We start from the raw sequence: 12,126 nt of genomic DNA on the forward strand, positions 1-12,126 counted from the left end.
TCTCCTGTGATCCCGGTACCGGCCTCGTCGAGGCACTTCCGGGAATATTGTCAAATGGACGATTTATTTCGTCTCTTGCCGTGTCGTTTCAACTTATTTTCAAGCTCCTGCCAACCAGTCTATCCATGCCCCTTTCCTGGCTGAATACCATCTATGAAACCGGTTCCATAACCTTCCCAAAAAAAAGGGCAAGGCCCTTTCCCCCGTCAGTCGCCGCCCCGGGTGGAGTTGCGCACAATCAGCTTGCCTGGCAACAGCACCTCGCGCGGCGGGCATTGCTCGCCCTGCAGGCGCGACAGCATGCACGTCATCGCCGAAAAGCCGATTTCATAGGTCTGCTGCTCGATCGTGCTCAGGCCCGCCAGCGGCGACCATGGCAATTCGTCAAAGCCCAGCAAGCCCACGTCCTGCGGCATGCGCAATGCGAGGCGCTGCAGCATCAGCGCCAGTTCCAGCGCCACCATGCCGTTCGAGGCCAGCAGCGCCACGCGGCGGCCGCGCCATTGCGCCAGGCATAGACGCACCTGCGCGTCGATAGCGGGCCGGTCGTCCAGGTCCACGGCCAGCACTTCGCCCACGCAGCCCGGATGCTCGGCCATCACGGACTGGAAACCGTCGGCGCGCATCAGGCGCGAACTGACGCCCGTCAAGGGCGGCGCGACGAAGGCGATGGCGTCGAAACCCTGCTCGATCAGATGCGCCGTGGCCAGTCGGCCCGCCTGCACATTGTCCAGGCCCACCAGGTCGAAATCAGCGCCTTCGATGCGGCGGTCGACCAGCACGATGGGCATGTCCGCCTGCTGCAAGTCGGACGACTGGATATTGCGCCCCTGCGTGTTGACGATCAGCCCTTCCACGCTGTACGAGCGCAGCGCGGCAAGCGACTGGCGTTCGCGCTGTTCGTCATTGCCTGTGTTACACAGAATCAGGGTATAGCCATGTTGCTGGCAAGCCGCTTCCACGCCTTGCAGCACGGCCACCGTGTAGGGATTGAGCATGTCCGCCACGACCATGCCGATCAGGCGCGTGCGGCCCCGCTTGAGGCCGCGCGCCATCTGGTTCGGCTGGTAGCCGAGGCGCGCGATGGTGCTGGTGATCTGCTGGCGGATGTTCTCGGACAGAGCATCGAGTTCGCCGCCGAGAAAGCGCGACACGCTCGTCTTCGACACGCCCGCCTCGCGCGCGACCTGGGCGATGGTCACGGGCCTTGCCGGCTCGCCGGAAACTGTTTTTTTACTGCCGCGTACTGAATCCAAGCTTGTTCTCCACTACCTGTTGACCTGCATATTTTTATTTTGGAACCGGTTCCAAAGATAGCACCCACGAATCGATGACGCAAGCGATTTGATTGCCTGTGGCGGCGAAGGAACAAGATGGGGCATCAATGGAAAAGCGCCGCCCGCCCCCGGCAAACGCAGGGAGCGGGCGGCGCGGTGGTTTCAAGACTGTTTACTGGACCACTGTGTAGCACGGCACGTATGCCGTGCCCGCCAGTTTCATGCGGTGCTGCGCCACGAACGACGCGAGCAGCGCATCCATGGGGCCGGCGATGGATTTGTCGCCGTGGATCTCGAAGTTGCCGTACTTTTCGATCGAACGGATGCCGTCATCCTTGACGTTGCCCGCCACCACGCCCGAAAACGCGCGGCGCAACTGGGCCGCCAGCAAGTGCGTGGGCTGGTTCTTGTGCAGGCTCAGGTTGCGCATGTTTTCATGCGTGGGATGGAACGGTTTCTGGAACTCGTGGTCGATCTTCAACAGCCAATTGAAATAATACGCGTCGCTGTGCGCCTTGCGGAATTCGCGCACCTGGCGTATGCCTTCGAGCATTTCGCGCGCCACCAGTTCCGGATCGTCGATGATGATCTTGTAGCGCTGCTGCGCTTCCGGGCCCAGGGTGTCGTGGATGAACTGGTTGATTTGCACGAAGTATTCGCGCGACGTTTCCGGTCCCGTGAAGATCAGCGGGAAGGGAATCTCGGCATTGTCCGGGTGCAGCAGGATGCCGAGGATGTACAGAATCTCTTCGGCCGTGCCCGCGCCGCCCGGGAACACCACGATGCCGTGGCCGGCGCGCACGAACGCTTCCAGGCGTTTTTCGATGTCCGGCATGATGACGAGGTCATTGACGATGGGATTCGGCGACTCGGCAGCGATGATGCCCGGCTCCGTGATGCCCAGGTAGCGGCCATTGTGCAAACGCTGCTTGGCGTGGCCGATGGTGGCGCCCTTCATGGGGCCTTTCATGGCGCCCGGGCCGCAGCCCGTGCAGATGTCGAGGCCGCGCAAGCCCAGCTGGTAGCCCACTTCCTTCGAATAATTGTATTCGGCGCGGTTGATCGAGTGGCCGCCCCAGCACACGACCAGGTTCGGGTTGAGCTGGGTTTGCAGTACATTGGCGTTGCGCAGGATATGGAAGACGGCGTCCGTCACGCCTTCCGTGCTCTGCAAGTCGAATTTCGGGTTGCCCGTGACTTCATCGCTGACGAAGATGATGTCGCGCAGCACGGCAAACAGGTGCTCGTGGATGCCCTTGATCATCTTGCCGTCGACAAAGGCGATGGCCGGCGCGCCCTTGATGTCGAGCTTGATGCCGCGCTCGCGCTGGATGATGGAGATTTCAAACGACTGGTAGCGCTCCAGCAGGGCGCGGCCATCGTCGATGGTGCTGCCACAATTCAAGACCGCCAGCGCGCAGCGGCGGAAGGTGTTGTACAGGCCGCCCTGGCTGGTGTCGAGCAGTTTGTTGACTTCAGTCTTGGAGAGCACGTCCAGGCGGCCTTCCGGTGAAACCAGAGTATCGATAACGTCGTGTTCCATAATGCGAAAAATCCCTTTAAAAATCGATGCTCGAAGGTCTTGCAGCCTTAATATACGACAAGTCAGGCAAGTTGTGCTGTGCCGCCGCAAAATCGCCGGGCCCGCCCTTGCCTGCAAACCGGTTTGACTAATATGAAACAGTCATTCTTGCTAATGCGAATCGAAACCTTCGCTCAGCGCAATTTGTAGATTAGAATGCCAGCCTATTGGAATTCCCGTGCGTGAGGTTCTTCATGAGAGTCCCCGCCGCCCGCAGGCTTCCATAAGTTCGTTGTATCGATTGACTATAATAATTTTTCAGGAGGAACCGCATGAGCGGTGCGACTACGCCCAACAAGGAAGCCGTTATTCCCGAGTTCAAGCAGATTATGGGCCATCCAAGCCCATTGTGGATGTTGTTCATGACTGAATTCTGGGAACGCTTCGCGTTCTACGGAGTTCGCTGGGCGCTGGTCCTGTACATCGTGGCCCAGTTCCACGCTGGCGACGGTTCGGGACAGGCAGCGGCCAACCTTACCTACGGTTCCTTCCTCGCGCTGGTGTACGCCGGCGCCCTGTTCGGCGGCTACATCGCCGACCGTGTCATCGGTTACCAGCGCTCCATCCTGCTGGGCGCCGTTTTCATGGCTGCAGGCCTGTTCTGCATCTCGGTACCGAACCAGGACATCTTCAACCTGGGTCTGGCCACCATGATCGTCGGCAACGGCATGTTCAAGCCGAACATCTCGACCATGGTCGGCAAGCTGTACACGACAGCCGATCCGCGCCGCGACAGCGGCTTCACGATCTTCTACATGGGTATCAACATGGGCGCCATGGTTGCCCCTGTCTTCACCCAGTGGCTGGCCGAGTCGATCTTCGGCACCAGCGCCATGCCATCGTACAAGATGGTCTTCATGGCGTCCGGTTTCGGCATGCTGATCAGCCTGGTATGGTTCGCCATCGGCCGCCGCGCCCTGAAAGGCATCGGCGCTCCTGAAGCCGGTTCCGGCAACCCGATGCGCGTCGTCTGGGTGGCCGTCGGTTCCCTGTGCGTGATCCCGCTGATGTACTTCCTGCTGACCGTCGGCGCTGAAAAGCTGCAAATCGTCCTGACCGTGCTGTTCGTCGGCCTGGCCGTGATGCTGATGATCGAAGGCATACGCAACGGTAAAGTTGCGCGTGACCGCGTCATCGCCATGCTGCTGATCTTTGTCTTCAACATCCTGTTCTGGATGTTCTTCGAACAGGCTGGCAGCTCGTTTACCTTCCTGGCCGACAAGATCGTCAACCGCGACCTGGGCTTCTGGATCTTCCCGACCGCCTACTTCCAGACCGTCAACTCGGTCGCCATCATCGTCTTCGCGCCGATCATCGCCGCCGTCTGGGTTTTCCTGGCGCGCCACAACGTCAATCCTTCGATCCCGCGCAAATTCGGCCTGGGCTTGCTGGGCAATGCGCTGGCCTTCGGCCTGCTGATCTTCGCTCTGTCGAGCCTGGTTGGCGCCGATAACAAGATCCCGTTCTGGACCCTGACCACCGTGTACGTGCTGCAATCGATCGGCGAGCTGTGCCTGTCGCCTATCGGCCTGTCGATGGTCACCAAGCTGGCGCCGGTGCGCCTGGTCGGCCTGGGCATGGGCGGCTGGTTCCTGTCGACCGGTATCGGCAACAACCTGTCGGGCATCTTCGCCAGCCACGTCAGCGGCACCAGCGGCATGTCGGTGCAGTCGGCCCTGTCCGGCTACACCTTCGGCTTCTGGTCCCTGCTCGGCGCCGGTGTCGTGCTGTTCCTGATCGCACCGCTGATCAACAAACTGATGCACGGCGTGAAGTAAGCTTCCGCCTTAGCTGACAACGGCGGCCTGCGGGCCGCCGTTTTTCATTCCAGCGCCGGGTTTCCCCTTGCCGGGCGGTACAATACGGCCAGGGCCGCCGGCCACTCCACTCACATCAGCAAAGAATATTATGTCCAGCATCTCCCCCACCACGCCCCTCTCCGACGACGAATACGCCGAACTCGACACCCTGCTGGCCGCGCCTGCCCTGGCCGGCCGTGCCATGGACGTGTCGATGCTGGAAGGTTTTCTCACGGCCGTCGCCCTGAGCCCGAAACAGATCGCGCCGGAACAATGGCTGCCATGGGTGTGGGACAAGGCGGCCGGCAGCGCCTTGCCAGCACAGGACGAGGCCAGCGAACGGGCGGCCAGCCTGGGGCAGCGCCATCACGCCTATATGGTCGAATGGCTGGCGAAGGACCCGGACAGCTTCGAGCCCATCTACGTCTGCGGCCCGGAATGGAGCGTGCCCGCCTGGTGCGCAGGTTTTATCCTGGGCACGAGCCTGGACAAGCCCCAGTGGGCCGCGCTGGCCGTCAGCCACCCGCAGTACCTGGCGCCGTTCCAGCACCTGGCCACGGCTGGCGAACTCGATGACGATGCGGCCGAAGCGGCCATGGATGGCGTGATTCCCGCCGTCATCGCCATCAACGCGGCCTGGGCGCGCCAGCGCCACCTGAAAAGCCAGGCACACAGCCAGCCCGGCGCCACCGTGCTGCGCGAACTGCCGAAGACGGGACGCAACGACCCGTGCCACTGCGGCAGCGGCAAGAAGTACAAGAAATGCTGCGCCGACGCCAATAGCGCGGCGACCTAAGGCGATTCCTCCTTGCGCCAGCTGCTGACGGCCACCCTGCGCTTCCTGCTGCGCCATGCACTGCAGTTCGCCCTGTTCATCGTCATCCTGCTGGCAGGACGCATGCTGCTGGCCGAATGGCGGGCGTACAGCGCCGGCAGCGAAACTGTGGCGGCATTGAGGCTGGCCGCCGAAGGCGCCGATAGCCACGGCGCCGGCCTGGCCGCTGCCGCCACGGCGCGGGTCAACGCCCTGCGGCACGTCCCGCACACGGCCATCGCCGCCCGCCTGAAGGAAGTGCAGGCCCAATTGACAGGCTTGCACGCGCGGCGGCAGCCTTCGCTGTTCACCCTCCCCCTGCCCGACACGCACACGCTGGCCTTGCATGCGCAGGAGGAAGCCGCGCGCCGCGTGGAGATCGAAGTGCTGGCGCAGGAAGCCCGCTATCTGACCGCCCTGCAAGCGGCAATCAGCGGCGAAGATGCGCGACAAACCCTGGCGCGCCTGCATGCGGAGCACGTGCACGCGTATGCGGCGCTGCAGCACAACCTGCGCCAGCGCCGGCAACTGGAAGCGCAGCACCCGCTGGCGGCCCGCCTGCCCGGCAGCGACGTCTACGCGCAGCTGTCGCAGCTCGAAGCGCAAGGCCAGCGCTTGCGCGAGATCAACCTGCAAGCGTACCAGGCCTGGGCAGCGCAGCGCGCCCGCACCAGTGCCACCCACTCTGCCCGCCCCGCCCCATTTTCCATCGACACGCAAGCCTTGACCGGCGCGCTGGCGCCCGTGCAACAGGCCATCGCGGCCGGCGAAAGCCAGTTGGCGCGCAACTGGATCGCCCGCTGGCGCGCGCCCATCATGGACGTGGCGCCCACGGCCGCCCTGCTGGTGCTGTCGGCCATCTTGCTGCCCGTGGCGATCAAGGTCTTCTTTTACTTCGTGCTGGCGCCCATCGCTGCCCGTTTGCCGCCGCTGTCGATCGCGCGCGAGCTGCAGATGGCGGGCAGCTCCCTCCCCTTGCCGCCGCATGGCGAATCGCGCATTTCCGCCGTCTCGCAGGGTTTGCTGCTGCAGCCGGGCCAGCGGATGCTGATCCATCCCGAATACCTGCAATCGTCGCCCGTCAGCACACGCAAGCGCACGCAGTGGCTGCTGGACTGGCGCTTTCCATTCACCAGCCTGGCCGCCGGCATGGTGGCGCTGACCCGGCTGGAAAGCGGCGAGCCGGCATCCGTGACGATTTCCGCCAGCGACGATCCGCTGCTGGAAGTGGCGATCGTCCACCTGCCGGCCGGCAGCGCCCTCGTGTTCCAGCCGCGGGGACTGGTCGGATTGATTGCCGATGCGGGCCAGCCTTTGGCGATCAGCAGCCACTGGCGCCTGCGCAGCCTGCACGCCTGGCTCACCTTGCAGCTGCGCTTCATCGTCTTTCGCGGCCCCGTCACCCTGATCGTGCGCGGCTGCCGCGGCGTGCGCCTGGAACGGGCCGGCCAGGGGCGCTCCATCAGCCAGTCCGCCACCCTGGGTTTCAGCACCGACGTGCTGTATTCGACTCTGCGCAGCGAAACCTTCATCCCCTACCTGCGCGGCCACCAAGCGCTGCTCAACGACCGCTTCGATGGCGACAACGGCGTCTACCTGTACGAAGAAACCCCGCGCCACGGCAAGCAGCCGGGCAAGGTGGGCAGTTGGTTCGAGGGATTGACGGACGCGATATTGAAAGTGTTCGGTATCTAGGCAGAGAAACAATGCGCTGCCGGCTACGCCGCAATCGAATGCGACACCGTCAGCCACTCGCCCGGCTGCAGGTTCGCCGCCGCCTCGCGCGTGGCCAGCACGCTGTCCGGGTCCAGGTCGGAGCGTTTCAGCTTGTAGGAATAGGCGAAATCATCGGCATCGAATGCCTGCCCCGCCTTGACGTAATACTTGAAGCCGACAAAGGAGTCGGGATTGGTGACGACCGAGTACTCAAGCGTGACATTGTTCATGGCGGGCCTCGTCGATGGTGCTGTAGCGTCGATTATGCATCCATTATGCGTCAATTCCGGCCACGGCGATGCGGCGGCTGATCCTTGCGGCAAGTCAATAGCCGTGCCGGCTGCCGGCGCTACAGTAGCCGGAACCCACCACTACGCCATCACTGCCATGCGCACCTTGCTCACGAAGATACGGAACACACTGGCGCCGCAGGCAAGTCTGCCAGCCGCGGCGCGCATGGAGCGGCTGTCGGACCGGCGCGGCCTGCCCGCCCTTGACCCCGGGCCGCACGCCGTCGTCAAGGCCTGCACGGCCTGGCTGTGCGCGGCGCAGGACCACTCCAGCTCACACGACGGCGGCGTCGCGCGCGACTACAGCCTGCTGACAGGCTGGTCGAGTTCCTACCCGGAGACCACCGGCTACATCATCCCCACCGTCATCGCCCTGGCGCAGCGCGCGGACGACGCCGCGCTGCACGGACGCGCGCGGCGCATGCTCGATTGGTGCGTGGCCATCCAGTTCCCGGAGGGTGGTTTCCAGGGCGGGAAAATCGATTCCACGCCGCGCGTGCCCGTCACCTTCAACACGGGCCAGATACTGCTTGGCCTGGCCGCCGGCGTGGCAGCGTACGGCGAAGCCTACGAGGACGCCATGCGCCGCGCGGCAAGCTGGCTGCGCGATAGCCAGGATGCCGACGGCTGCTGGCGCAGGCATCCGACGCCGTTCGCCAGCGCCGGCGACAAGGCCTATGAAACGCACGTGGCGTGGGGCCTGTTCGAAGCGGAGCGCGTCGTACCGGGCCACGGCTATGGCGCGGCCGGCCTGCGCCAGGTCGACTGGGCGCTGACCAAGCAGCGCCCCAACGGCTGGTTCGCTTCGAACTGCCTGGACAACCCGCTGCTGCCCCTGACTCACACCATCGGCTACGCCTTGCGCGGCCTGCTCGAAGCCCACCGCTTTTCCGCGCGCGCCGGCCTGCTGGACGCCGCCGCGCGCACCGGCACGAGCGTCGCCAAGGCCGTGAGGGACGACGGCTACCTGGCGGGCCGCCTCGGTCCGGACTTCCAGCCGGGGGCCGGCTACGCCTGCCTCACGGGTTCCGCGCAAAACGCGCACTGCCTGTTCCTGCTGTACCAGTTCACGGGCGAGCGGCGCTACCTCGACGCGGCACGCCGCCTGAATAGTTACGTGCGGCGCGCGGTCAGCATCGACGGCCCCGCGCACGCGCGCGGCGGCGTCAAGGGCTCGTTTCCCGTCGATGGCGACTACGGCACCTGGGCTTACCTGAACTGGGCCGCCAAGTTCTGCATTGATGCCAACCTGCTGGAAATGGAAATCGGAGATGCTTGACGAGGCCAAACGCGCCGCCAGGGCCGCGCTGGAAACATGGCGCCGCACCGCCAGCGCGCGGCACGTGCGCCAGAACGCGCCCCATGTGACGCGCGCCGGATTGGCCGCCGATCTGGCGCGGCTGGGCATCGCGCACGGAGATACGCTGTTCATCCATTCATCGCTGAAAAGCCTCGGCTACGTGGAAGGCGGCGCGCCGGCCGTCGTACAAGCCCTGCAGGACGCCGTCGGCCCGCAAGGCACCCTGCTGCTGCCCACCTACTATCTGCCGGGCGGCACGGTGCGCGCCACCTGCGCCATGCCGGACTATGTGTTCGACCCGCGCCGCCATGGCACGCACATGGGGCGCCTGCCCGAAGCCTTCCTTGCCAGCGCCAATGTCCGGCGCAGCATCCACCCGACCCACTCCGTGTCCGCGTGGGGCCGCCACGCCGCCGATCTCACCGAGGCGCATCACCACGCGCCCTCGATCTTCGGCATGGACTCGCCGTGGCAGCGCTTCATCGGCTGCGATCAGGCGAAGGTGCTGGGCCTCGGCATTTCCATGGGGCCCGTGACGTTCTATCACGCGCTGGAAGACGCCATGGGCGGCGCCTTTCCCGTGCCCGTATGGGAAGACGAGACACAGCTGCTGGCCTGCCTGGACCATGCGGGCCGGCGCTGGGAAGTGCCCGTGCGCCCGTTCGATTCGGCAGTCGCCCAGCGCCGCATCGACCATCCCGGCCGCGCCGACCTGCGCGACTACTTCCACCGTGAATTCGACGCGGCCGGCCTGCGCGTCAATGGGCAAGTGGGCGATGCGGCGTCGTGGCTGATACCGGCGCAGGCGTTTTATGCGCACCTGGGCCGGCTCGCGTCCGACGACGTGACGATCTACGCCACAGCGGCGCAGCTGGCGGCACGGCCCATCCGGCGCGCATGAAAAAACCGCCCGGTTCGTCATGACACCGGGCGGCTCTCATTAGATCAGCGAGGACATCAAGCCTGCGGACGATCCGTCTTCTTCTCTCTTGCCACGATATACAGCAGCACGATGATGACGGCATACGGCAGCAGCGACAGCGCGTCCGAGTGCAGGCCCGCGTAGAACGGGTTGCCGTGCTCGGCCCAGTCGGCCATCATCTGGTCGAAGTGGGTGAGCACGCCGGCCGTGATGGCGATGATGATGCCGGCCAGCGCGCCGCCGGCGATGTAGCCCGATGCCAGCAGTACGCCAGAACTGCGGTCGCCCGCCAGCTGGCGCTCTTCCTCGTTCAGTTTCGCATTGTGTTCCAGCTTGTTGTTGCGGCGGTCCGCCAGCCAGCGCACCAGGCCGCCGACGAAGATCGGCAAGGTCGACGACAGCGGCAGGTACACGCCCACCGAAAACGCCAGTGACGGGATGCCGGCCATTTCCAGCACCACGGCGATCATCACGCCGAACAGCACCAGGGTCCACGGCAGTTGCTGGTCGAGAATGCCCTTGATGATGTAGGACATCAGCACGGCTTTCGGCGCATCGTATTTCCTCACTTCCGAACCGTCCGGACGCTTGCTGTAATGGCCATTGATGCCCGGGTCGACCAGATAAGCCAGCTGGCCGTCTTCCTTGACGAAATACTTGCCGGCCGGGCCGCCCACGGTATCGGTCTTTTGCCAGACTTTGTACGTATTGTGGTCGGTATCGGCTTGCGGGCCATGCAGCTCGCCCGTCACGGTCAGCTTCGACGCATCGACCGTCAGGCCAGGCGCCACTTGCGCGGCCGGCACGTAGACGGTGCTCGCTTCGTTCAGTTTCAGCAGAATCGGACCGAGGATCAGCGCGGACGACAGCGCGCCGGCCAGGATCGCGTACTGCTGCAGGCGCGGCGTGGCGCCCACCAGGTAGCCGGTTTTCAAGTCTTGCGACGTGGTGCCCGCATTGCTGGCGGCGATGCAGACAATGGCGCCCACCGACAGGGCCGTCACATAGTAACGCCCGCCCGTCCAGCCCATGATCAGGAAGATCAGGCAGGTAAACAGCAAGGTGGCCACGGCCATGCCGGAGATCGGGTTCGACGACGAGCCGATTTCGCCCGTCAGGCGCGACGAGACGGTGGCGAACAGGAAGCCGAAGACGAGGATCAGCAGCGCGCCGAGGAAATTCATGTGTAGCGGCGTGGCGAAGGTGATCACGGCGATGATGGACAGGCAGCCGATGACGACCCATTTCAGGGGGATGTCCTGGTCCGTGCGCAAGGTGGAATTGCTCTTGACGCCCTTGCCGATGCCCTTCAGGCCGGCCGACAGGCTGCGCCAGATCATGGGCATGGCGCGCACCAGCGAAATCAGGCCGCCGGCGGCCACGGCGCCCGCGCCGATGTACAGCACATAGGCGCTGCGCACATCGTCCGCGCCCATTTCGCTGATCAACTTGGTGCCCGGCGAGAGCACGGTGGTCAGGCTGTCGCCGAAGAACTTGATCATCGGGATCAATAGCAGATACGACAGCACGCCGCCGGCCGCCATGGTGGCGGCGATGCGCGGGCCGATGATGTAGCCCACGCCCAGTAATTCAGGGGAAATCTCGGCGCCGATGGAGCCGCCCTTGAGCGGCGCGGCAAATTCCACGCCCGGCGTATCCTTCCAGCCCTTGAACGAGATATTGAATACCTTGTACAGCAAGCCGACGGCAAAACCGCCGAAGATGATCTTGGCGCGGCGCTTGGCGTCCAGCGCGGCAGCCGAATCCTTCTCGATGCTTTCGCCGGCGGCGATGCGCGATTCTTCCGTGGCGGCCGCCTTGAGCACTTCGGCACACGCCGTGCCTTCGGGGAATTTGAGTTCCTTGTGCTGGTCGACGATCATGGTGCGGCGCATCGGGATCATCATCAAAATGCCCAGCAGGCCGCCAAGAACGCCGACCAGCATGACCCGCGAGATTTCCAGGTCGAAGCCGAGGATCAAAATCGCGGGCATGGTCACGCCCAGGCCGAAGGCCAGCGATTCGCCGGCCGAACCGGCCGTTTGCGTGATGCTGTTTTCCAGGATCGACGAATCCTTGCCGCCCACCTTCTTGGCCAGGCCGAACAGGGTAATGGCGATCACGGCGACGGGGATTGACGCGCTGACGGTCAGGCCCACTTTCAGCACCAGGTAGAGCGAGGAGGCGCCAAAGACCATCCCCAGGATGACGCCCATGAACAGCGCGCGGAAGGTCATCTCGGGCAGTTTCGCATCGGCCGGAATATACGACTTCACGGCGCTCGGCATTGCATCTTTTGCCATAAATCAATCCTTAATCTTTTAAAATAAACAGCCCGGATCTAAGTAATCCTCGGAAAATTAGTGTGAATTTATGACAAACAGAACCGGATGCTATGCAAGGCGCTCGCTGCGACGCAGTGCGAG

The 12,126-nt window shown here is 64.1% G+C and carries 9 protein-coding genes; 5 read left to right on the forward strand and 4 right to left on the reverse strand.

The window, feature by feature from the left end:
* Positions 1-206 precede the first annotated feature (206 nt).
* Positions 207-1,202: a LacI family DNA-binding transcriptional regulator gene (locus IGS55_RS23260; protein WP_230517836.1), complete on the reverse strand. Its 996-nt coding sequence runs from the start codon at positions 1,200-1,202 to the stop codon at positions 207-209.
* A gap of 247 nt (positions 1,203-1,449) precedes the next feature.
* A complete protein-coding gene (gene ppnN, locus IGS55_RS23265; RefSeq protein WP_230517835.1) occupies positions 1,450-2,820 on the reverse strand; it encodes a nucleotide 5'-monophosphate nucleosidase PpnN in 1,371 nt (456 codons plus the stop codon).
* Positions 2,821-3,131: 311 nt separating this feature from the next.
* Here ppnN and IGS55_RS23270 point away from each other — a divergent pair, with 311 nt between their 5' ends.
* The 3 genes from IGS55_RS23270 (at position 3,132) to IGS55_RS23280 (ending at position 7,167) form a co-directional block, all read left to right on the forward strand.
* Positions 3,132-4,637, forward strand: coding sequence for a peptide MFS transporter (locus IGS55_RS23270; RefSeq protein ID WP_230517834.1), 1,506 nt, complete (start codon positions 3,132-3,134; stop codon positions 4,635-4,637).
* 130 nt (positions 4,638-4,767) lie between these two features.
* Complete coding sequence (locus IGS55_RS23275; protein WP_230517833.1) at positions 4,768-5,454, forward strand: UPF0149 family protein; 687 nt, start codon at positions 4,768-4,770, stop codon at positions 5,452-5,454.
* A gap of 12 nt (positions 5,455-5,466) precedes the next feature.
* The gene (locus IGS55_RS23280) at positions 5,467-7,167 is read left to right on the forward strand and encodes a hypothetical protein (protein WP_230517832.1); all 1,701 of its coding nucleotides are present in this window, start codon (positions 5,467-5,469) and stop codon (positions 7,165-7,167) included.
* Between the two features lie 23 nt (positions 7,168-7,190).
* Here IGS55_RS23280 and IGS55_RS23285 read toward each other — a convergent pair whose 3' ends face one another.
* Positions 7,191-7,418: a hypothetical protein gene (locus IGS55_RS23285; protein WP_034755374.1), complete on the reverse strand. Its 228-nt coding sequence runs from the start codon at positions 7,416-7,418 to the stop codon at positions 7,191-7,193.
* 157 nt (positions 7,419-7,575) lie between these two features.
* Between IGS55_RS23285 and IGS55_RS23290 the strand changes: the two genes are divergently transcribed.
* Together IGS55_RS23290 and IGS55_RS23295 are read left to right on the forward strand one after the other, a co-directional pair.
* Positions 7,576-8,757 (forward strand): prenyltransferase/squalene oxidase repeat-containing protein, encoded by a 1,182-nt coding sequence (locus tag IGS55_RS23290; RefSeq protein WP_230517831.1) that lies wholly within the window; start codon positions 7,576-7,578, stop codon positions 8,755-8,757.
* Positions 8,750-9,679 (forward strand): AAC(3) family N-acetyltransferase, encoded by a 930-nt coding sequence (locus IGS55_RS23295; protein ID WP_230517830.1) that lies wholly within the window; start codon positions 8,750-8,752, stop codon positions 9,677-9,679. The genes IGS55_RS23290 and IGS55_RS23295 overlap by 8 nt, the downstream gene beginning before the upstream one ends.
* Before the next feature lie 56 nt (positions 9,680-9,735).
* On the opposite strand, the gene IGS55_RS23300 is transcribed toward IGS55_RS23295, so the two are convergent.
* Positions 9,736-12,003 (reverse strand): OPT family oligopeptide transporter, encoded by a 2,268-nt coding sequence (locus IGS55_RS23300; protein ID WP_230517827.1) that lies wholly within the window; start codon positions 12,001-12,003, stop codon positions 9,736-9,738.
* Between the last annotated feature and the right edge of the window lie 123 nt (positions 12,004-12,126).

The organism is Janthinobacterium sp. EB271-G4-3-2 (assembly GCF_020858035.1).
Lineage (GTDB): Bacteria > Pseudomonadota > Gammaproteobacteria > Burkholderiales > Burkholderiaceae_D > Janthinobacterium > Janthinobacterium aestuarii.